Annotated in this window: 17 protein-coding genes and 1 pseudogene; 5 read left to right on the top strand and 13 right to left on the bottom strand. The window is 55.7% G+C overall.

Going from position 1 to position 20496, the window contains the following annotated elements; genetic code table 11:
• Nucleotides 1–598 precede the first annotated feature (598 nt).
• The 5 genes from argS to G477_RS0116195 all read right to left on the bottom strand — a co-directional run bounded on the left by argS (nucleotide 599) and on the right by G477_RS0116195 (nucleotide 5793).
• Nucleotides 599–2266: an arginine--tRNA ligase gene (argS, locus tag G477_RS0116215; protein WP_026698810.1), complete on the bottom strand. Its 1668-nt coding sequence runs from the start codon at nucleotides 2264–2266 to the stop codon at nucleotides 599–601.
• Nucleotides 2263–2709: a YwiB family protein gene (locus G477_RS0116210; RefSeq protein ID WP_026698809.1), complete on the bottom strand. Its 447-nt coding sequence runs from the start codon at nucleotides 2707–2709 to the stop codon at nucleotides 2263–2265. Before G477_RS0116210 ends, argS begins: the two co-directional genes overlap by 4 nt.
• A gap of 81 nt (nucleotides 2710–2790) precedes the next feature.
• Nucleotides 2791–3672, bottom strand: a complete 882-nt coding sequence (speB, locus tag G477_RS0116205) for an agmatinase (RefSeq protein WP_026698808.1) — start codon at nucleotides 3670–3672, stop codon at nucleotides 2791–2793.
• On the bottom strand, nucleotides 3662–4507 hold the full coding sequence (gene speE / locus G477_RS0116200) for a polyamine aminopropyltransferase (protein WP_026698807.1): 846 nt from the start codon (nucleotides 4505–4507) through the stop codon (nucleotides 3662–3664). The genes speB and speE overlap by 11 nt, the downstream gene beginning before the upstream one ends.
• A 749-nt stretch (nucleotides 4508–5256) precedes the next feature.
• On the bottom strand, nucleotides 5257–5793 hold the full coding sequence (locus G477_RS0116195; RefSeq protein WP_026698806.1) for a YwhD family protein: 537 nt from the start codon (nucleotides 5791–5793) through the stop codon (nucleotides 5257–5259).
• 334 nt (nucleotides 5794–6127) lie between these two features.
• Between G477_RS0116195 and G477_RS0116190 the strand changes: the two genes are divergently transcribed.
• Complete coding sequence (locus G477_RS0116190) at nucleotides 6128–8224, top strand: ATP-dependent Clp protease ATP-binding subunit (protein WP_026698805.1); 2097 nt, start codon at nucleotides 6128–6130, stop codon at nucleotides 8222–8224.
• On the opposite strand, the pseudogene G477_RS21585 reads toward G477_RS0116190, so the two are convergent.
• Nucleotides 8179–8508, bottom strand: a pseudogene (locus G477_RS21585) (transposase); the annotation flags it as partial. The gene G477_RS0116190 and the pseudogene G477_RS21585 sit on opposite strands and share 46 nt — an antisense overlap.
• A 523-nt stretch (nucleotides 8509–9031) precedes the next feature.
• On the opposite strand from G477_RS21585, the gene G477_RS0116185 reads away from it, so the two are divergent.
• Nucleotides 9032–9217, top strand: coding sequence for a 2-hydroxymuconate tautomerase (locus G477_RS0116185; RefSeq protein WP_026698804.1), 186 nt, complete (start codon nucleotides 9032–9034; stop codon nucleotides 9215–9217).
• 106 nt (nucleotides 9218–9323) lie between these two features.
• Here the strand turns inward: G477_RS0116185 and G477_RS0116180 are convergent, their stop codons facing one another.
• Nucleotides 9324–9824, bottom strand: coding sequence for a YwgA family protein (locus G477_RS0116180; protein WP_026698803.1), 501 nt, complete (start codon nucleotides 9822–9824; stop codon nucleotides 9324–9326).
• Entirely contained in the window at nucleotides 9824–11131 is a 1308-nt protein-coding gene (locus tag G477_RS0116175; protein ID WP_026698802.1) for an HD domain-containing protein, read from the bottom strand. The genes G477_RS0116180 and G477_RS0116175 overlap by 1 nt, the downstream gene beginning before the upstream one ends.
• 432 nt (nucleotides 11132–11563) lie before the next feature.
• Here G477_RS0116175 and G477_RS0116170 point away from each other — a divergent pair, with 432 nt between their 5' ends.
• A complete protein-coding gene (locus G477_RS0116170) occupies nucleotides 11564–12391 on the top strand; it encodes a lipoate--protein ligase family protein (RefSeq protein ID WP_026698801.1) in 828 nt (275 codons plus the stop codon).
• A gap of 24 nt (nucleotides 12392–12415) precedes the next feature.
• Here G477_RS0116170 and G477_RS0116165 read toward each other — a convergent pair whose 3' ends face one another.
• On the bottom strand, nucleotides 12416–12601 hold the full coding sequence (locus G477_RS0116165; protein ID WP_026698800.1) for a hypothetical protein: 186 nt from the start codon (nucleotides 12599–12601) through the stop codon (nucleotides 12416–12418).
• Nucleotides 12602–12744: 143 nt separating this feature from the next.
• On the opposite strand from G477_RS0116165, the gene G477_RS0116160 reads away from it, so the two are divergent.
• Nucleotides 12745–13707 carry a DMT family transporter gene (locus tag G477_RS0116160; protein WP_051288137.1) on the top strand — a complete coding sequence of 321 codons (963 nt, stop codon included), beginning with the start codon at nucleotides 12745–12747 and terminating at the stop codon, nucleotides 13705–13707.
• Between the two features lie 271 nt (nucleotides 13708–13978).
• Here G477_RS0116160 and aceA read toward each other — a convergent pair whose 3' ends face one another.
• The 3 genes from aceA to G477_RS0116145 all read right to left on the bottom strand — a co-directional run bounded on the left by aceA (nucleotide 13979) and on the right by G477_RS0116145 (nucleotide 17824).
• On the bottom strand, nucleotides 13979–15241 hold the full coding sequence (gene aceA, locus G477_RS0116155; RefSeq protein WP_026698798.1) for an isocitrate lyase: 1263 nt from the start codon (nucleotides 15239–15241) through the stop codon (nucleotides 13979–13981).
• 109 nt (nucleotides 15242–15350) lie between these two features.
• On the bottom strand, nucleotides 15351–15653 hold the full coding sequence (locus tag G477_RS0116150; protein WP_026698797.1) for a hypothetical protein: 303 nt from the start codon (nucleotides 15651–15653) through the stop codon (nucleotides 15351–15353).
• 32 nt (nucleotides 15654–15685) lie between these two features.
• Nucleotides 15686–17824: a malate synthase G gene (locus G477_RS0116145; RefSeq protein WP_035212218.1), complete on the bottom strand. Its 2139-nt coding sequence runs from the start codon at nucleotides 17822–17824 to the stop codon at nucleotides 15686–15688.
• A gap of 228 nt (nucleotides 17825–18052) precedes the next feature.
• On the opposite strand from G477_RS0116145, the gene G477_RS0116140 reads away from it, so the two are divergent.
• Nucleotides 18053–18655 carry a hypothetical protein gene (locus G477_RS0116140; RefSeq protein ID WP_026698795.1) on the top strand — a complete coding sequence of 201 codons (603 nt, stop codon included), beginning with the start codon at nucleotides 18053–18055 and terminating at the stop codon, nucleotides 18653–18655.
• Between the two features lie 837 nt (nucleotides 18656–19492).
• On the opposite strand, the gene pta is transcribed toward G477_RS0116140, so the two are convergent.
• Nucleotides 19493–20476 (bottom strand): phosphate acetyltransferase, encoded by a 984-nt coding sequence (gene pta, locus G477_RS0116130; RefSeq protein WP_026698794.1) that lies wholly within the window; start codon nucleotides 20474–20476, stop codon nucleotides 19493–19495.
• Nucleotides 20477–20496: the final 20 nt, after the last annotated feature.

Genomic DNA, 20496 nt, shown 5'->3' with positions numbered 1-20496 from the left:
CGAAACGTCCCCACCTTCTGCACGGAAATTCTGGCTGCGTTCAACGGAGCGGCAGGCACAGCGCCTGTTTCCGTACGTCCTCTTGGACGTTTCCGCTGCCTCGAAGGCACGGCCGCGGCGGAAAGCGGGTCGCTTCACGAAAAAAAGGAGACGCCCGCCTGCCTGAAGCGGGCGGGTACCGGACACAGGCGGGACGCCCGGAAGAAAAAAGGAGCCATCGGCTTGATATTGAGCCGGTGAACGCCGAGAACACGCCGCCCTGCCGCCGTTTTGGGACGGTCCGCTCCGCGTTTTGAGCCACTCCTGCCAAACCGCCAAACGGCACCTGACCCCGTATACCGCTCTTAAATAAAAGAGGGCGGTATACGGCTTTTTGTCGCAGGAGACACAGCGGCTGTTTCCGAACGCATGCGTTGACGCGCCTGCTTGTCGTCTCCGAAACCCGCCCTTCCTCTGCATGTAGGTATGGCATGCACGCCCACAGCAAAAGAAGCAGGAACCATATGGCCCTGCTTCTTCCGGTGCAGCATGTAGAGTTCTTTCTGTGTCCGGTGCCGCTGTCGACCGGGGAATTCACACGCACAAGGTGCTTTTGGACTTACATGCGCTCCGGTGCTTCGACGCCGACGACACGCAGCGCATCCGCGAGTGTGATGCGGCATGCTTCAACGAGAGCCAGACGGGCTTTCGTCAATGTTTGGTCCTCGGTCAGTACCTTTTCTGCATTATAGAAGCTGTGCAGCGTCTGCGCGAGGTCGTACACGTAGTTGGTCAGGCGGTGCGGTGCGTGTTTGGCCGCTGCGTCAGCCACCGTTTCCGGATACTCGCCGATTTTCTTCATGAGATCCTGATCCTTCTCACTCGTCAGCGGGGAAAGGTCTGCTTTCCGGTCGACGGAGAAGCCTTTTTCTTCTGCTTGACGGAGCATGGAACAGATTCTCGCATGCGCATACTGCACGTAGTAGACCGGATTTTCGTTGGACTCGGACTTAGCGAGATCCAGATCGAAGTCGAGGTGCGTTTCTGCTGCTCGCATCGCGAAGAAATAGCGCGTGGCATCGATGCCGACTTCGTCCATCAGCTCCCGCATCGTGACGGCATTGCCGGTACGCTTGCTCATCTTCACCTTTTCCCCGTTCTCAAACAGGTTGACCATCTGAATGATCTGGACGGTCAGCTGTTCTTTATCATAGCCGAGGGCCTGCACGGCTGCGCTCATGCGTGGAATGTAACCGTGGTGGTCGGCTCCCCAGATGTTGATCAGCTCTTCAAAGCCGCGGTTCAGCTTGTCCTTATGATAAGCAATGTCCGGCGTCAGGTACGTGTACGTGCCGTCATTTTTGATCAGAACGCGGTCCTTGTCATCGCCGTAGGACGTGGAGCGGAACCAGGTCGCGCCGTCCGCTTCATACGTTTCTCCGTTCGCCTTCAGTTCATCGAGGACAGGCTGGATTTTGTTCTCGTCATACAGAGAGGTTTCTGAGAACCACTCGTCAAACGTCACGCGGAAGTCCTCCAGATCGGCTTTCAGCTTATCGAGCTCGCGCTTCAGGCCGTAATCACGGAAAAACGCGCGGCGCTTCTCTACTTCGGCCTCACGGAACCGTTCGCCGTAGGTCGAGACGATTTCGTCAGCAAAACCAATGATATCTTTGCCCTGATAGCCGTCCTCCGGCATTTCCGCTTCCGCACCGACTGCCTGCAGGTAGCGGGCTTCGAGGGAGAGCGTCAAGTTGTCGATCTGGTTGCCGGCGTCGTTGATGTAGTATTCACGCGACACGTCGTAGCCGGCTTTATCGAGCAGGTTGCAGAGGGAATCGCCGACGGCTGCACCGCGGGCATGGCCGAGATGAAGCGTGCCGGTCGGGTTGGCGGAAACGAACTCCACCTGGACCTTCTTTCCCTCTCCAGCGTTCGAGCGTCCGTAGTGCTCCGGAGCATCGAGCACGGTTTGGATAATGTCGCTCAAGTAGTCTGTTTTCATGAAGAAGTTGATAAAGCCCGGCCCGGCGATGTCGACAGCATCAATCGAAGCCGCTTCCTGGTCGAGGTGTGCGGTAATGTCTTCGGCAATCGCCCGCGGTGCTTTTTTCGCTACGCGCGCCAGCTGCATCGCGAGGTTCGTGGCGAAATCACCGTGTGATTTATCTTTCGGCGTTTCGATAATGATATCCGGCATTTCTTCTTCCGCAGCCAGTCCGGCGGAAATGACTGCTTGATGCAGCTGGTTTTTCACGTCTGTTTTCAGCTGTTCTACTTGACTCATACGTCCGACCCCTCCTCGAATGTCACTTTCATCGTATACGTGCCTGTTTTCTGTCCGGCGAGCCGGAGTACATAGACGAGCAGAATCGTGCCGCGGGACTGCATGTCGTCCCAGTCGTACTGGAGCTCCTTCGTATCGGTCTCCATCTGCATCGGCCCCGCCTGGCTCGTGAACATGCCGCGTGTCTTCTCCCCTTCGACGAATCGCTGGTCCATCTGCACGGCCCCTTTCCGTTTCACCGAAAGCCGGCCGTCCCGCAGCTGCATCACCTGGCTCGTCCCCTGGGGTTCGCCTTCTTCTACCGGTTCATCGAACTGCAGCGCAAGCAGACCTCCGCGCCAGATAAGCTCTCCGTTTGTTTCCATTGTATGCCGTTCCCGCTGCCCGCCGTCGCGTATAGTCGTCTGGATGGAAATATCGACATCCATTTTATTCTGCGTCATCGTGTTCACCCGTTCCTTGTTGGTTTAACCTGCTAATTATATCGAACAACCCGCCTCTAATTCAAGAGGCGGGAAGGCTTTTTATGGCTTTCTCGGTCCGAATCCGAGCATCATCTCGCGGATGATTTTGCACGCGGCGGTGCTCGTCTGCTCGGCCGGGTCGTAGGCCGGAGCTACTTCGACGAGATCACAGCCGATGACCTGCACGCCGGAAGCGGCAATCGCATGGATGCACGCCAGCAGTTCGGCCGAGGTGATGCCTCCTGCTTCCGGGGTTCCGGTTCCCGGAGCATAGGCAGGATCCAGCACGTCGATATCCACCGTGACGTACACCTTTCTGCCCTTCAGGGAAGGGAGCACGTCCCGAAGCGGAGCCGCCGCTTCGAACCTGCTCATATGCATCCCGGAAGAGGCAGCGAACGCGAACTCTTCCCGGGATCCTGAACGGATGCCGAAGGAATAGACGTTTTCCGGCCCGAGCAGCCCGCATGCTTTTCTCACCGGCGTGGAGTGGGACAGCGTCTCTCCTTCGTACTCTTCCCGCAGATCGGCATGGGCATCAATATGGATGAGTGCCGGGTTGTCATGGGCTGCAGCGGCTGCCTGCAGCAGCGGCCAGGTGACGAGGTGCTCGCCGCCGAGGGCCACCGGGAATTTCCCATCGGCAAAGAGGGTTTCGGCATAGCCGCGCATCAGCTCCAGGCTTTTGCCCGCATTGCCGAACGGGAGAAGCATGTCCCCGGCGTCATGCACGCGCAGATGCTCAAGGTGATCGTCGAGATACACGCTGTATTCCTCCAGCCCGATCGAGGCTTCGCGGATCCGGTTCGGGCCGAAGCGCGAGCCCGGCCGGAAGCTGACCGTGTAGTCCATCGGGAGCCCGAAAAGCACGATGTCGGCGTTGTCGTATGTTTTGTCGGCCATGATAAATTTTCGTCCGGAGTAGCCTTCATCAAAGAGCATGCTGGTCCTCCCGGGTCAGTTTTTCGACGAAGGCGGGCAGGGCGAATGCCGCGCGGTGGATGTCCGGCGTGTAGTACGACGTCTCCAGCTCATGAAAACGCGATGGATCGGCTTCCAGCGGGTCGTGTTTTTTCGAGCCGAGCGTAAACGTCCAGAGACCGCTCGGGTACGTCGGGATCGCCGCGGTGTACAGCCGTGTCACCGGGAACGTGGCGCGGATGTCGCGGAACGCCGTACGGATCAGCTCCGGCTGGAACCACGGATTATCGGTCTGGGCGATGAAGAGACCGTCTTCTTTCAGTGCGCGGTTGATGCCTTCGTAAAAGCCTTTCGTAAACAGCTGCACAGCCGGTCCGACCGGCTCCGTTGAATCAACCATGATGACGTCGTAGCGGTTCTCGCTCTCGGCGATATGCATGAAGCCGTCGATGATACGGACGTCTACACGAACGTCCTCCAGGGCTCCGGCAATCGACGGCAGGTACTGTTTCGAATATTCGACCACTTTCCCATCGATTTCGGCGAGGGTCGCTGTTTTTACTTCCGGGTGCTTTAAAATTTCACGGATCACGCCGCCGTCGCCACCGCCGACGACGAGGACGTGCTCGGGGTTCGGGTGCGTATGCAGCGGCACGTGGGCGGCCATCTCGTGATAGACGAATTCATCTTTCTCGGTCGTCATCACCATGCCATCGAGCAGAAGCATGTTGCCGAATTCCTTCGTTTCGACCATATCCAGCTGCTGGAACTCGGTCTGCTCACTGACGTGGGTGCGGACGATTTCCGCGGTAATACCGAAATGCTCGGTCTGTTTCTCTGTAAACCAGATACTCATTGGACGTGTCCTCCTCTGTTATGTACAAGCCAAAAGCGCTGCCCGTTCCGATCCGGAACGAGGAGTAGACGCTGCCGCCTCTCTCTGCCCGCCGATGCTTTCCTTATTAAAATAGCCGATACCATCCGACGCCGCAAGGTTTTTCTTTCTTATCACTGGCTGGAAAAGCGTGCTGCTTTTTTTACATGATAGGAAGATCTGCCCCATCGTCGAGCGTAACGGCAGCTTTGCCGCTGTGCGAAGAATCCTTGCTTTTCTTAGAGAACCTGCGAAACAAACCGATCCGTGCGGTTCTTTTCACAAAAGTTCTGTTCAAGCTTGTTGTTATTTGATGAGAGCAGCGACCTGCGGCGGCGCTCAAAGGCAGCGCCGCCTGAAACGGAAGAAAAGATGCCATGGAAAGGAACCACTTCTCCACCATGTACGGTAGAACCTAAAATGAACAAGGAACGATAACCCAGCCTTCACAAAAAGAAAAACAGACGAAAGGGATGTGTGTGGGTCCACCTTCGTCTGCTTTCCTGTCTTAGCATGTTGCGTGTGTGTAATCCTCATTCTACTAAAAATCGGCAGCAGTCCGCAAGAAAACTCCAGCTTCTTCACAGTTTGTTCACAAACAAGTGAACAAATAGAGAACAGCGCGTACCTTCCGGCTTTCCGGATGGGCATGGTGCCGAGCTTATCTTCTTATCAAAAGCAGGAGGAGCGTCTCGGACGCTGGAGACGCTCCTTCCCTTCTCACACACTGCTTACTCTCCGCCGAGTCCCTGCTTCAGTTCTTCAGTGGAAGCTTCCCAGAACTCTTCGTTGAAGTCTTTCAAATAGCGCCGCAGCACCTGCTTGGATTTATCATCCATGTGATCGACAATAATTTTGCCTTTTAAGGATTTATCCATGTTGTTCACATGTTCAGGCATGCTCTTATACCCTCGGCGGATCTCCCGGTCGACAATCATTTCGCAGGCGCCGACACCGGTGTACGCCGGCTTGCCTTCGATATGTTCGACCGTCACCCAGACGAGCCAGAACAGCTTGCCATTCGGAACGGCCTCACGCTCTTTCAGGAATTTGATCCGCTTTTCGACCGCGCTGCGGGCATGAAGGGCCCCCATATCGACAAAGGCCTCATCGCCTTCCGGATCGATGAAGACAGGGGTGACGTTGTTTAAGTTCATCGTGCCGACCCCGTATCCTCCGTGTCCATCGGTGGAGTCATTGCTTAAAATATTGAAACTGCCGCTCATTTTCTTGATCTTTTCGTTTTTCTTCTGATCCTCTTCGTTCATGCTGGTCGCCTCCTTGAAACAATCATTATTGCCATTTTATCATACTGCAGGCGCCTGCTGGCAAGCGGTGCCTTCTGAACCGTCGTACGTGTCCAGCACGTCCTGGCAGAAGGGACGGATGATCTACCGGTCGCATCCTCCAACAGAGCCACCGACGTCACCAGCATCTCCCGGCAGACATCCCTTTCCTTTCCGCAAAAGTTTTAAAAAAGTAAGTCCTCAAGGTTGAAAGTCAAAGAAGGTCAGTATATAATAAAATTATCAAAGGTTAAATATAGTCAAAGTCAAACACATGAATAAATCCAACGAAATGAAACCAAGGAGGAGATGGATGATGAAACGATGTGAACACTGCCAGCAGCGACAGGCACGAGTCCAGCTGCGGCTCAACATCAATGGAAACCAACAGCAGATGTACGTATGTGAATCATGCTACCGCGGCATTCAGCAGGAAATGCAGCAGCCGTCCGCTTCCGGCCAAACCGGGCATTCCGGACACGGCTTCGGCAGCATGGAACAGGAAGCACCGGCGCAGGAAGACGGAGCTTCCCTGCTCGATGAACTCGGAAGAAACCTCTCTGATGCCGCCGCTTCAGGCGCGATTGATCCAGTCATTGGACGGACAAAAGAAGTCGAGCGCGTCATAGAGACATTGAACCGGCGCAACAAGAACAATCCGGTGCTGATTGGTGAGCCGGGTGTCGGGAAAACAGCCATTGCCGAAGGACTGGCGCTCAAAATCCATGAAGGCACTGTCCCGAACAAGCTGAAAAACAAAACGATCTACCTGCTCGACGTCGGGTCCCTTGTCGCCAACACCGGCGTCCGCGGTCAATTTGAAGAACGGATGAAGCAGCTCTTGAAAGAACTGCAGGAGCAGCAGGATACCATCGTCTTTATCGATGAAATCCACCAGATTGTCAACGCCGGTGCGGCGGAAGGATCCTCCGGAGCAGGCGATCTGCTGAAGCCGGCGCTGGCAAGAGGCGAAGTGCAGGTCATCGGGGCAACGACGCTCGCAGAGTACCGCAAAATCGAGAAAGACGCTGCGCTGGAGCGGCGGCTGCAGCCGGTCATGGTGCATGAACCGTCGATGGAAGAGGCCGTGGAGATCCTGAAAGGACTTCAGCCGAACTACGAAGCCTACCACAGCGTATCGTTCACGGAAGAAGCACTCCGCGCCTGCGTCACGCTCTCCGACCGTTATGTGCAAGACCGCTTCCTGCCGGATAAGGCGATTGATCTCATGGACGAAGCCGGCTCCAAGCGCAACCTGCTGGATGCCGAATCGGATACCGGCAGCGTGGAAAGCCGTCTGGAGCAGGTCCGGGCAGAAAAAGAACGCGCCACCCGTCAGGAGAACTATGAAGAAGCTGCCCGCCTCCGGGACGAAGAAGCTTCGCTGCAGGAGCAGCTGGACAACATCGGCTCGTCGAAACAATCGGTTGTGGATGCCGAGCACATCCAGGAAATTCTGGAGAACAAAACCGGCATTCCGGTACGCCGGCTGCAGCAGGACGAACAGCAGAAAATGCGCGACCTGCCGGAACGCCTGAATGCCAGCGTCATCGGGCAGGGCGAAGCAGTGAACAAAGTGTCCCGGGCGATCCGCCGCAACCGCGCAGGGCTGCGAAAAGGTTCGCGGCCGATCGGTTCCTTCCTTTTTGCCGGACCGACGGGCGTTGGAAAGACGGAACTCTCCAAGCAGCTCGCGCAGGAAATGTTCGGGGACAAAGAAGCGATGATCCGGTTTGATATGAGTGAGTATATGGAGAAGCATACGGTGTCGAAGCTGATCGGGTCGCCGCCGGGATATGTCGGATATGACGAAGCTGGTCAGCTGACCGAGCGCGTCCGACGCCGCCCGTACAGCATCATCCTTCTCGACGAGATGGAGAAAGCGCATCCGGATGTGCAGCATATGTTCCTGCAGATCATGGAGGACGGCCGCCTGACTGACAGCCAGGGTCGTACCGTGAGCTTCAAAGATACCGTGATCATCATGACGACGAACGCCGGTACCGGCAACAAACAGCAGGCCGTTGGGTTCGGCCTCGAAGAGAAGGAAGCACAGTCGAAGCTCGTGGAGTCGCTCTCCGACTTCTTCAAGCCGGAGTTCCTCAACCGGTTTGACGGCATCGTGCAGTTCTCGGAGCTGAGCCGGGAGAACCTGCTGGAGATTGTCGATCTGATGCTCGTGGATATCCGCGAAGCCTCGTCCGAGCAGGGTATGACGCTGCACGTGGATGACGAAGCGAAAGCCAAGCTGGCAGAAATCGGCTACGATCCGGCCTTCGGTGCCCGTCCCCTGCGACGAGCCATCGCGGAGCACGTGGAAGACGGCATCGCCGATCTGATGCTCGAGCACGATGAGGTCAACGTGATTCACGTAACCGTCGAAAACGAGCAGCTGCAGGTAAAGCAGGGCTGAGCCAGCGCATAGAACGAAAAAAAGAGGCTGTGACGAAATCGTTCTCGAGCACGTAATAAACGCTTTCGATGACCCAAAGGGGGTCGTCGAAAGCGTTTTGTTCGTAAGAAATGATGCCGAATCTGTCTCATGGCCGTGAACGCTCTCACGTTTACGGCCATACGTGCAAATCCCAGTTCCTGTTTTACCTTCGCTCTGCCCCTCACCGACATGCTGGCGAAACGCATATGCTCCTACAGAAATCCAAAAACGGCTTCAACGTCGGTTTTGCGCCGACCGTAGATTCTCTTTCGAAAGCACCGAAATGGATTCAATGTGGTCGTTCTACCTTAACCTGAAGGTATTTTTTTAAAAGTATAGGAATGTATAAGATTTCATACAAGAAGACGGCGGCTTCATGCGCCGCACGCCGTTCCGACTAAAAAGGCGCCCTGCGCTTTTGTTCTGGAGAAATCAAGACCGTACGGTCTCTATCTGGGGTCGATCCTGAAAAGACAAGAGACGCCTGCGGGAAAAGCAAGGGCTGAAGATGCCCCGTCGCTGCAGTTGAGACGGTTAGCTGAAGCCTTGCCCGCGGCAAGCGATTGTCATTGGAAGGATCCCCCCCTCTCATACAGAAAGCCCTCACCGAAAGGCGAAGCGCTTCTTTCTATACTGATTTTGACCCAGCCTCCTTTTTCTGCCTCCGTTCAGCGTGCAGCTGGTCTTCCTCTCCGGAATTCGTTATACTGGGAACCATGCAGAAGCCGCCTGCCGGAACGGATACAGTTCCACGTTCGACAGCGGTATGATAAAGGAGGATGACGTATGCCCATTGTAACAGTCAAAATGCTGGAAGGACGCACAGACGAGCAGAAGCGCGAGCTCGTAGAAAAGATGACGGAGGCTGTGACGAGCACGACCGGTGCTGACGCCGAGCGCGTCTCTGTCGTGATTGAAGAAATGCAGCCGCAGAACTTTGGGAAAGCCGGTGTCCGCGCCAGCGATCAGTAAGCACAAAGGCTGGAGCCGCTTTTATACTGCGATGAAAAACCAGCGCCGGAAGGAATCCCCTTCCCGGCGCTGGTTTCTTTACGTTCTTTAAGAAGCATCCGTATCTCTACTGCCGGCGAAGCCTGTCGATGTAGTCGAACGCTTCGTCCATGTCTTCGTCGCTGTAATTCTGGCGGGCCTTCACTTTGTATACTTTGGCACGCACCTCGTCTCTCGGCAGATGCTCAAAGTACAGGATCGTAGAGACGAGCTCGAGAAATTTCGATGAGGCTTCATTCAGCTCGGCAAGCAGCGCGCTGTCGAGCGCCGTGCTTTCCGGAAGTACCGCATCTACGAACGTTTTCCCCTGCTCGGTCAGGCTGTACCGGTACTGGTAGTAGCCGGATTTTTTCTCGCGTTCTTCGGAGACGAACTGTGCCTGGCACATTTCCTCCACCTGAAGCGTCAGCTCTTCGGAATACGGGCCGTACATATGGAACTGGTATTTTTCGCGGAAGGGCTGATTCATCTGCTTCGCTATGTAAACGAGCTTCTGCAGCTTCTTTCGTCCGACGATTTCCCCTGTGTGCTGCATCATCGCGAGCAGCTTGGCATGTTCCTGCAGCATTATGATCCCTCCTGTTGGTGCAGCAGCGTCAAAATTCGCTGCTTCTCTTCCGCAAATGTGGTCTGGTCCTCCAGCAGGTCCGCTGGAAAGTACAATTTATGATCCGTGCGCTTTTTTCCTGAAATGGCTTCGACGATGTCCGATTCACGGGAGAGCTCCCGCAGCGATCCATCCGGCATCTGCAGGTGGATCGGCATGCGTTCATCTTTTTCCCCCGGCCGGTAAAAATCATACGGGAGGTCGGAGGAGGAGTCAATCACGAGATAGTAGGACGGATGAAGTCCAATTTTTCGGAACAGTTCCTGCAGCTCCGGCCAGATGAGCATCTGCTGACTCGGATCACATTCGACATACTTGAACAAATGCCGGTCCATGAAGCGCGTACAGAGATCACTCAGGATCGGGTCGGTTTCCTTCACCCATTCCTGGAAATAATAGAAGATAATGGATTCGTCCAGCCGCACGTAATCCTCCAGCGTCATCGTTGCATTGAACAGCGAAACGAAATGCACCGGCTGCTGCCGAAATTCGTAGTTCTCTTCCAGCAGTTCACGCGCCCGGTTCAAAATCCTGCTCAAAATGACTTCAGCACTGCGGGTCACCGGGTGAAAGTAGACCTGCCAGTACATCTGGTACCGGCTCAAAATATAATCTTCTACGGCGTGCATCCCGCTGTGTTTGAACACGGCCTGATCTTCTTCCGGCCGCATGACGCGCAGCAGCCGCTCCATGTCGAACTGGCCGTAGCTCACGCCCGTATAAAACGCATCCCGGAGCAGGTAGTCCATCCGGTCGGCGTCGATCTGACTCGAAATCAGGCTTACAATGAGCTTGTTGTCATACGTCTTCGCAATGACGTCTGCCACGCGGCCTGCAAAGTCCTCCCCCATCCGGGACAGCACAGCGTTCACTTCTGAATCACCGGTAATGATCGCCTGTGTCCATTCTTCGTGGTCGGTCTGAAAAACTTTCTCAAACGAGTGGGAAAAGGGACCGTGTCCGATGTCGTGCAGCAGGGCAGCTGCAAGGCAGACGAGCCGCTCATCCGGGTCCCACGTCATCTTCTTCTCGAGGTTCTCCACCATGCGGCGCATGATTTCATAGACGCCGAGCGAGTGGGTGAAACGGCTGTGCTCGGCCCCGTGGAAGGTCAGGTACGTCGTCCCGAGCTGCCGGATCCGGCGCAGCCGCTGAAATTCCCTTGCTGCAATCAGTTCCCATATCAATTCGTCACGTACATGTATGTAGCGGTGCACAGGATCTTTGAATACTTTCTCTTCTTCCAGGTGTCCGTCGGGACGTGCCATGCCTGTCTCCTCCAGTCTCTTTTTCTGTTGCGGAATACTGCCGGATGCATCCGGCACAGGGCGGAAGGGTACGAGTCCCGGATGGCCCTGCAGCCGCCCGCGGAAGAGAAGCACCCTGGTGCCAGCCTTTCCGGACCGTTCCCGGTGGTGGGCGCGCGGACCTCGTTTTCTATACCCTGTCTGTCTCCTGAATGAACTGCTTCTATTGTACCTTTCTCTTCTCCCCCGGACAATCCGCGATATGATATAATGAACCGCGATTGTGGACCAGCAGCGCCGAGCGCCCGCTGGTCCGGTACGTATGCTTCTGACAAAGGCGCGATCAGAAGCACCGAGCGCGTGTGCTGCAGGATGTGTTGAAGGAAGATAGAGACCTTCTTTCTTCCCTCATTATCTCCTGTTTTTTGACGAACCAAGAAAGGAACGAATCTTATGTTTGCTATTCCCTCTGCTTTAAAACAGGATCAGTGGCTCGTCATGGATCAGTCTGTGACCGGCCTCTCGATGAATCCGATGCGCTCGTTTGCGGCCGATGATACGCTGTGTGAATCCGTCGGCCGCATGGAAGCAACCGGCATCGCCCGCACGTGGGTCCACCATAATACGGTCGTGCTCGGCATCCAGGACAGCCGGCTCCCATCGATCGATGCCGGCGTGGATTTTCTCCGGATGAACGGCTACCGCGTCATCGTCCGCAATTCCGGCGGACTGGCCGTCGTACTGGATCCGACCGTGTACAACCTGTCGCTCCTGTTCCCCGAGCAGGCTTCACTCTCCATTGACGAGGGCTACGAAGCGATGGTTTCCTTTACCCGCGGCCTCTTCCCGGAACTTGGCAGCCGGATCAAAGATGGCGAGATTGCGGCCTCCTACTGCCCCGGACGCTATGACTTGAGCGTGGACGGAAAGAAGTTCGCCGGCATCTCCCAGCGCCGCATCCGCGGCGGTATTGCCGTCCAGATCTACCTCGCCCTGCAGGAAAGCGGCGCCGCGCGGGCGGAGCTGATCCGCGGGTTTTACGACTACGCGGCAGATGGACCGGTGAAGTATCATTATCCGGACATTGAACCGTCCTGCATGGCGTCGCTGACAGAAATCACCGGAAGCACGATCACCGTCGATGAGGTCACCGGGCGCATACTCCGGGCGCTTAAAGCCAACAGTGAGGAAATCGGGGTGCACACCTTTTCCCCCGAGGAAGAAGAGCGATTTGCCTATCACCTTGCACGAATGGAAAAGCGCAACGAGCGTCTGCTGTAGCAGATGCCGCTGCGCTCTTGTTCGTTATTGATGCTCTTTTTCCAGCTTCCGCTGCAGCAGCAGCCCGACTGCGCTTACACCGGCGAACAGCCCGACGAGCACGAGGAAGTCCTCCCGATAATCGAGCTGTTCGTATGTAAAGACGTACACGAGCAGGGCCCCGAGGCTGCCGATGAAGTTGATCCAGAGGAGCGGTTTCACAAGATTCATTGCCATTACCCCTTTAATCGTTTCTGACCCTACTGTATCACAGCTTCCCCCTCGCGAAGAAACTATATTGAAAAAGTATGTTGCTTTTGCCTGCACCTCTGCGGTACGTTAGCGGTAACAGACGTTTACAAGGAGGGATCCGGATGTGGAATCAGGCTGCTGGGTATGTGTTTGTCATTGGAGGTGCTGCCTGCTGGGGAGTGACAGGACTGTTTGTGCAGCAGCTGTATGATGCCGGCTTCAGTCCGTGGCAGGTCGTGACCGTCCGGCACACGGTTTCCGCGTTGATTCTTCTTACGTTTCTCCTGCTGACAGCCAGGCACCACCTGCGCATCCGGCTTCGAGACATGCCGGTGCTCATTCTGCTCGGTGTATGCGGCATGGCCTTGTTTAACGGCTTCTACTTCATCGTCATGGAACAAGCCTCGCTGGCCATCGCGGTCGTTTTCGTCTACACGTCGCCGATTTTCGCTGCGCTCATCGCCCGGTTCGTGTACGGAGAACAACTCACCCTCCAGAAAAATGTGGCGATCATGCTGACGATCCTCGGATGTGCGTTTGCCATCGGCCTGTTTCCGGCTGGGAACATGACGATCACGTGGCCGATCGTCTTCATCGGCCTGCTCGCAGGGCTGTTCTGTTCTTCCTACAGCTTGATCGGCAAGTTCGTGAGCGGCCGTTATCATCCACTGACGATCACGAGCTATGCGCTGGCAGGCGGGGCGCTCGTCTCGTTCCCGACGAGTGGGGTGTGGGAGCACACCGGTACCTTGACCGACGGTTCGCTTCTGCTGCCTATCACGGGCATCACGCTTATTTCGACGCTTGCAGCCTACATTTTGTTTACGATGGGGCTGAAATATATTGAATCGAGCAGGGCCGCCATCCTTTCTTCGACCGAGCTCGTTATCTCCGTCATGCTGAGCGTGTTCGTCCTGCAGGATGTCCTGACCTGGTGGCAGGCGTTCGGCATTGCCCTGGTGATGCTGTCGATCGCCCTGACCGTCTTGTCCTTCCGCCGTATCATCCGTCGGAAGTACCCGGACCAGGAGTACGAGAACTACAACTGGGAACAGCCGCCGCAGCAGGCTGGAACGGACCGTTAACCGCGTCGTCCGGCATCCGTGTCTTCACGCTCAACGAGCCGTCCAAGGATCCTTGGACGGCTCGTTTCGTTTGAGGCTCAGTGCGTACGCTCATGTTTCACGTGAAACGTTCCGGATGCTATTCGCTCCCTTCCTGTATGGCCTCCATTGGTTGAACTGTTATCCAATGCTGAAAGTGCGGAAATAACACGACGCCAAAAACCCTCTCCTTCCCGGATAGGAAAGAAGAGGGTCCTGCTCGTTTCTGCAGCGGCTTTGCTCGTTTTTACATCTAGAACTGCGCTGTTTCGGTCGATCCGGCCAGAGCCGTGGTGGAAGACGTGCCGCTGGAGATGACCTGCGCTACTTCATCAAAGTAGCCGGTTCCGACTTCTCTCTGATGCTTCGTCGCCGTGTAGCCGCGGGACTCGGCCGCAAATTCCTGCTGCTGGAGCTCCGAGTAGGCAGCCATGCCGCGGTCACGGTATCCATCTGCCAGCTCAAACATGCTGTGGTTCAGCGCATGGAAGCCGGCAAGCGTGACAAACTGGAACTTATACCCCATTTTCCCGAGTTCCTCCTGGAAGCTCGCGATCGTGTCGTCATCGAGCTTCTTCTTCCAGTTGAAGGACGGAGAGCAGTTGTAGGCAAGCAGCTTATCCGGGTACTCGGCATGAATCGCATCGGCAAAGCGCTTCGCCTCCTCCAGATCCGGCTCGCTCGTTTCACACCAGATGAGATCTGCGTAAGGAGCATAAGCCAATCCACGGCTGATCGCCTGTTCAATCCCCGGATTTGTGCGGTAGAACCCTTCCGGCGTGCGCTCGCCGGTGAGGAACGGATGGTCGTATTCGTCGATGTCGCTCGTAATCAAATTCGCTGCGTTGGCATCGGTGCGGGCAATGATCACCGTCGGAACCCCGCTCACATCCGCTGCCAGCCTGGCTGAAATCAGGTTGCGGACAGCTACCTGCGTCGGCTGCAGCACTTTGCCGCCGAGATGGCCGCACTTTTTCTCCGAAGACAGCTGATCCTCAAGGTGGACCCCGGCAGCGCCGGCTTCGATCATCTGTTTCGTCAGTTCAAAGACGTTGAGCGGTCCGCCGAAGCCGGCTTCCATGTCGGCCACGATCGGTGCAAACCAGTACGTGTCGCCGGTTCCTTCTGCTGTCTGAATCTCGTCCGCCCGCTGAAAAGTCTGGTTGATCCGCTTCACAACATGCGGCACGCTGTTCGCCGGGTAGAGGCTCTGGTCCGGGTACATTTCACCGGAGAGGTTGGCATCAGCTGCCACCTGCCACCCGCTTAAGTAAATGGCATCGAGGCCGGCTTTCACCTGCTGCATTGCCTGGTTCCCTGTCAGTGCACCGAGAGCATGGACGTAAGGCTTGTCCTGCATCAGCTGCCAGAGCCGCTCGGAACCGAGCTCAGCCAGGGTATGTTCGATCTGCACCGAGCCGCGCAGGCGCATCACGTCTTCCGTTGAATACGGTCGTTCTACTCCTTGAAATCGTCCGGACTCCCACATTTCCTGCATCTGCTGTTCCTTCTTCATGTTTATCCCATCTCCTTTTTTATGGTGGAGGGGGAAGGCAGTGCCCGCCCCTCTGTACTAAACAAAAAACAAATTATTCATATGTTATATAACAGACGTGACAAATTTTTTAATCATCGATGAAAGCACAGCACTGCATCGCTTCTTTTTCATTGTCGTGCTCCATCGTACAGCAGCGGCAGATGTGCCCCGGGTCTTTCCGCTCTTCCGGAGAGCGGAAAATGACGAGCTGCTCCGGCTTCTGCGCTTCGATCTGCATCTCTCCGTGTTCGTCGGTGATGATTTCCATCACCGCATCCTCGTAAACGAACATCGTGCGCATCATCTCTTCCTCGCTGCGCCCCTGCTTCCGCTGCTCGTCCATCCAACGCTGTGCCAACATGATCCCCGATGTTCTCTCCTGCGTCTTCATTTCTCATTTCCCCTCTCCTGATTTTGGTTTGTTTACAGTGTCTGCTTCTGCGCTTCTTTATATGCTTTCCGGTATTCGTGCAGAATCGGTTCGGTATACCCGTTCGGCTGCTTTTTCCCCTCGACTATGAGGGCCCGGGCGGCGCGGTAGGCAGCCGATTGTTCCGGCTCCGGCATCATCGGCCGGTAGTCCGGGTCGTGCGCATTCTGTGCATCCACGAGTGCTGCCATTTTCTCCATAACCTCCGTCAGCTCCGCTTCGGTATAAATTCCTTGATGGAGCCAGTTTGCCATGAGCTGACTGGCGATGCGGAGTGTGGCCCGGTCTTCCATCAGTCCGGTACCTTCCAGATTCGGGACTTTGGAACAGCCGATGCCGTGTTCCACCCAGCGGACGACGTAGCCGAGCACGGCCTGGACGTTCGTCTCCATTTCATAGCGGATTTCTTCCCTGCTCCAGCCGGGTTCGGCAATCGGAATCTCAAGCATGGCCTTCCCGTCGTTCTCCGGCGGCTGCACGTTCGCCGTATCCACATCATGATAATGAAGGGCATGCAGCACAGCAGCCGTTGGTGACGGTACCCAGGCGGTCGTTCCTCCGGCGAGCAGCTGCCCGTTCTTCTGTTCCACCATCTGTTTCATTTCATCCGGCATCGGCCACATGCCTTTGCCGATCTGACCGCTTTTATGCAGTTCGGCCTTCCGCCCCTTCGTTACGTTCGCTTCTTCATAGGAAAGGAACCAGTCTGCCTGTTTCATTTCCTGTTTCCGCAGCAGCGGCCCTGAAAGGAACGAAGTATGGATCTCATCCCCGGTCCGGTCGAGAAAACCGGTGTTGATGAAAAAAATGCGTTCCCTTACGGCTTGAATAGCGCCATCCAGGTGCAGCGACGTTCGTCTTTCTTCATCCATGACGCCGACTTTTATCGTCTGCTGCGGAAGCCCGAGCAGGGTTTCCACTTTCGAAAACAGCTCGTTGGTCAGGGCAGCCTCTGCCGTTCCGTGCATTTTCGGCTTCACGATATACATGGATCCATGTTCGGAGTTGCGCCGTTTTTTCCGGTCGATCATGGCTGCGGCGGCAGTAACGACGGCATCCACGATACCTTCCGACACCGGCTGCCCGTTCCACGTCACCATGTCTGTTTTCATCAGGTGTCCGACGTTTCGGATGAGCATGAGCGCGCGGCCTTTCAGCTGCTGCTCCCGGCCGTCCCGGTCGATGTACGTCCGGTCTTCCGCAAGCCTCCGGGTGAACGTCCGTCCTCCCTTTTCCATCTCGGTCTCGAGTGTTCCATCCATCAAACCGAGCCAGTTGCTGTAGACGAGCAGCTTGTCCTCGGTATCCACCGCCGCCACACTATCCTCGGCGTCCATGATCGACGTGAGTGCCGCTTCCATGAGAATATCCTTCACACCGGCTGGGTCCTGCCTGCCGACTGGGTGTCCCGGATCGACCTGCATTTCTATGTGAAGCCGGTGGTGACGGAACATCCGTCCGCCGTTTTCCGTCGGCCCGAGAAACTGTGCGGGATCCTGAAGTCGTGTACGGATGCTGCTTTCCTCCAGCTGGACGACCAGTTCCCCTTCTTCTACATCGTACGAGGCTGCATCGGCATGACTCCCCTGTTCCAGCGGCAGCCACTCATCGAGCAGCAGTCTGGCGAAACGGATGACCCTCTCCCCCCGCACCGGATTATATGCCGTTCCGGCTTCGGCGCCGTTGACGTCGGAAATGACATCTGACCCGTACAGCGCGTCGTAGAGACTGCCCCACCGGGCGTTTGCTGCATTAAGCACGTAGCGGGCGTTCGTCAAGGGAACGACCAGCTGCGGTCCTGCCTGCTCGAAGACTTCCGGATCGAGCGCTGCGGCTGTCACCGGCTGAACTTCCGGCGGTTCCTCCAGGTAGCCGATCTCCTTTAAGTACGATTGATAATGGGCCGGATCGGGTCTGCCTGGATGCTTCAGGTGATACGAATCCAGTGCCTCCTGCAGCTCGGTTCGCCGGTGAAGACAGCGGTTGATTTCCGGCTCCAGTTCTTCCGTTAAGGAGGCGAACCCCTTCCAGAAGGACGCGGAATCGACGGCTGTTTCCGGGAGCACCCGGGCTTCCAGAAACGTTACCAGCGCCTGATCTACCTGCAGTCCATGCTTCTCTTGTTTGACCATGACAACCTCCTTCAAGCTGCTGAATTTCAAACTGTTTTATAACAGTTGATGTTTATAAAATCTATTATATATCAAGACAAAAAGATTGCAAGCGCTTTTTTCAAAAAAACATGCCTTTTTTGAGAGAAATCTGGAGAATTCCCGCCATATCAGGCACGTAGACAGAAAATTTTTCCGATGCTATGCTGTAGGGAGCAGGAACTCAGACAGAAACGGAGCGATCAGAGGATGAAGGAACCGTTAATTGAAGAGTATGTAGAAGAAGTCATGGATCATTTAAACGACAAGACGGAAAAAGAGAAAAAAACGCACGCGCAGGAAATCAAAGAAGAATTGTATCAGATCGCCAAGGAAAAACATGAAGCAGGTACCGCCTGGGAAGCGGCGGTCGAAGAAGCCGTCGCAGGGATCGGAACGCCGAAGGAGCTGGCGCTCGACCTGCAGCATGACAGTCCCGTGGCGGATTTTTCTTTCAAGATGGCGGTGAATGCCCTCGGCGTCGGCTTCGGTCTCGTCATCGCCGTCATTTTCATCGGTGAATTGGCACCGGGCCGCACCGCCCTTCCGATCATGATCATCGCCGGCGTCTCCATCTGGCTGTTCGGCATCAACAAAACGTGGAGCGACGGCCGGCTCAAGTTGTTGCATCAGCTGCAGCCTCTGATGCTGTTTCTCTTTCTTCCGCTCGGCGCCGCGGCCTTTCTTTTACGGAGCATTCTGGACGGCGCCCCGAACTTAACTTCCTTTGCCGTCTTTATCCTCTACGGCATTGCGGTCCTGCTCATCTATGTGAATGTGCGGGATAAACTGAACCGCCTCTACTTGAGGTAGACAGCCGCTCTCGGACGGCAGAAGAGATAGAAGAAGAGGCTGGGACAAAACCAAAATAGAAAGAAGCCCTTACCATGTCGGTGAGGGCTTTTTGTATGAGGGGATTGATCCTTCCAATGACAATCGCTTGCCATGGGTAAGGCTTCAGCTAACCGTCGCAAAAACAGCGACGGGACATCTTCAGCCCTTGCTTTTCCCTCGGGCTTGTCTTTTCACGATAACAAAACATGATGGTCCATTTGCGGTGACTAACCTCATTGCATCGATACTGGAAGAAGTTTTTGATGCTTGTTAGACGAGCAATGAACGGCCTTCTTAGAAAACTTTTTTGTCCCAGCTCTTCTTCCGTTCCGGTCCCCCGGCTGCTACTGGCAGCCGGCGAAAACGAGGTGATTGACGCTTATGCTGTGCCGAATCCATATCTGCGTCACTTCACCAACTTTTTGCGCTGCTTCCCACTCGGAAGCGGGCGCCCTGGCACCGCCCGCGCGTCGCTTCCCGGAATTTTTGCGCCACGCCGCTGTTTTTGAGCCACCTTGCGACCGTTTTGCGCCTGTTCCAGCAGCAAACCCGATACGTTGCCCGCTTATTGCGCCACGCTGACGTCAGCCCGTCATCCACCTAACCCTTCCGATCCCCGGCTGCCACGGCCAGCCGGCGAAAATCCGCTCATCGACGCTTCGTCCTGCTTCTCAACCACACCCGCGTGCAATGCAGGCTTCTTCCTATGCATCATACAAGGACACCGTCTTCCTCCTGTGAAGCGTATATTTTCTCAAACCGCAAAAAAAGCCTGCCAGAGAGACTCCTCCTGACAGGCTTTTTTCATTCACCTCGTTACGCTTCGTCCTGAAGGCTCTGCATCGCGGTGATCAAAGCAAGGTTGTAAACATCCTCGGTGCTGCAGCCGCGGGAGAGATCATTCACCGGCTTGTTCAAGCCTTGGAGAATTGGTCCTACCGCTTCATAGCCGCCGAGGCGCTGGGCGATTTTGTAGCCGATATTGCCGGCTTCAAGACTCGGGAAGATAAAGGTGTTCGCTTTCCCTTCCAGTGGCGAGTCCGGCGCTTTTTTCGCCGCTACTTCCGGTACGAAGGCTGCGTCAAACTGAAATTCGCCGTCGACGTTCAGCTCCGGTGCCTTCTCCTGCGCGAGCTGGGTCGCTTCTACAACACGCTCGGTTTCTTCACTTTTCGCTGAACCTTTCGTGGAAAAGCTCAGCATCGCGACGCGCGGGTCGATGCCGAAGACTTCTGCGGTTTTCGCTGCTTCCACCGCTGTTTCCGCCAAGTCGTCGCTGCTCGGTGCGATGTTGATGGCACAGTCGCCGAAGATATAGCGCTCGTCGTCTTTGACCATGACAAAGACGCCGGACGTTTTCTTGACGCCTTCTTTAGTTTTGATGATCTGCAGCGCTGGACGGACGGTATCGCCCGTGGAATGAACCGCTCCACTCACCAGCCCTGCTGCACGGCCGGTGTGGACGAGCATCGTTCCGAAATAGTTCGGCTGCTTGAGAATGTCCATCGCTTCTTCTTTCGTATTCTTTCCTTTGCGTCGTTCGACAAACGCATCCGCGAGTTCATCAAAAGCATCGTACACAGCCGGGTCGAGAATGTGCAGGCCGGATGCGTCCCACCCGTTCTTATCTGCCAGTCCGGTCACCTCGGTTTCGCTGCCGATGACGAGCGGTTCAAGCACTCCGTCCTGCTGCAGGCGGACTGCCGCCTCCAGAATGCGCTCATCGTTTCCTTCTGGAAAGACGATGGACGGCTTGGCTGTCTTGACTTTATCTGCGATCGCTGTAAACATGCTGCTCACAGGAATTCCTCCTTTATATT

Source organism: Alkalicoccus chagannorensis DSM 18086 (assembly GCF_000429725.1).
GTDB lineage: Bacteria > Bacillota > Bacilli > Bacillales > Salisediminibacteriaceae > Alkalicoccus > Alkalicoccus chagannorensis.
Note: the sequence above shows the minus strand (reverse complement) of the source record. Positions and strands in the feature narration are given on the sequence as shown.

Excerpts from the sequence above, each read along its gene's own strand:
- argS (WP_026698810.1), bottom strand. The coding sequence starts at position 2,266 with ATGAGTCAAGTAGAACAGCTGAAAACAGACGTGAAAAACCAGCTGCAT.
- G477_RS0116210 (WP_026698809.1), bottom strand. The coding sequence starts at position 2,709 with ATGACGCAGAATAAAATGGATGTCGATATTTCCATCCAGACGACTATA.
- speB (WP_026698808.1), bottom strand. The coding sequence starts at position 3,672 with ATGCTCTTTGATGAAGGCTACTCCGGACGAAAATTTATCATGGCCGAC.
- speE (WP_026698807.1), bottom strand. The coding sequence starts at position 4,507 with ATGAGTATCTGGTTTACAGAGAAACAGACCGAGCATTTCGGTATTACC.
- G477_RS0116195 (WP_026698806.1), bottom strand. The coding sequence starts at position 5,793 with ATGAACGAAGAGGATCAGAAGAAAAACGAAAAGATCAAGAAAATGAGC.
- G477_RS0116190 (WP_026698805.1), top strand. The coding sequence starts at position 6,128 with ATGAAACGATGTGAACACTGCCAGCAGCGACAGGCACGAGTCCAGCTG.
- G477_RS0116185 (WP_026698804.1), top strand. The coding sequence starts at position 9,032 with ATGCCCATTGTAACAGTCAAAATGCTGGAAGGACGCACAGACGAGCAG.
- G477_RS0116180 (WP_026698803.1), bottom strand. The coding sequence starts at position 9,824 with ATGCTGCAGGAACATGCCAAGCTGCTCGCGATGATGCAGCACACAGGG.
- G477_RS0116175 (WP_026698802.1), bottom strand. The coding sequence starts at position 11,131 with ATGGCACGTCCCGACGGACACCTGGAAGAAGAGAAAGTATTCAAAGAT.
- G477_RS0116170 (WP_026698801.1), top strand. The coding sequence starts at position 11,564 with ATGTTTGCTATTCCCTCTGCTTTAAAACAGGATCAGTGGCTCGTCATG.
- G477_RS0116165 (WP_026698800.1), bottom strand. The coding sequence starts at position 12,601 with ATGAATCTTGTGAAACCGCTCCTCTGGATCAACTTCATCGGCAGCCTC.
- G477_RS0116160 (WP_051288137.1), top strand. The coding sequence starts at position 12,745 with ATGTGGAATCAGGCTGCTGGGTATGTGTTTGTCATTGGAGGTGCTGCC.
- aceA (WP_026698798.1), bottom strand. The coding sequence starts at position 15,241 with ATGAAGAAGGAACAGCAGATGCAGGAAATGTGGGAGTCCGGACGATTT.
- G477_RS0116150 (WP_026698797.1), bottom strand. The coding sequence starts at position 15,653 with ATGAAGACGCAGGAGAGAACATCGGGGATCATGTTGGCACAGCGTTGG.
- G477_RS0116145 (WP_035212218.1), bottom strand. The coding sequence starts at position 17,824 with ATGGTCAAACAAGAGAAGCATGGACTGCAGGTAGATCAGGCGCTGGTA.
- G477_RS0116140 (WP_026698795.1), top strand. The coding sequence starts at position 18,053 with ATGAAGGAACCGTTAATTGAAGAGTATGTAGAAGAAGTCATGGATCAT.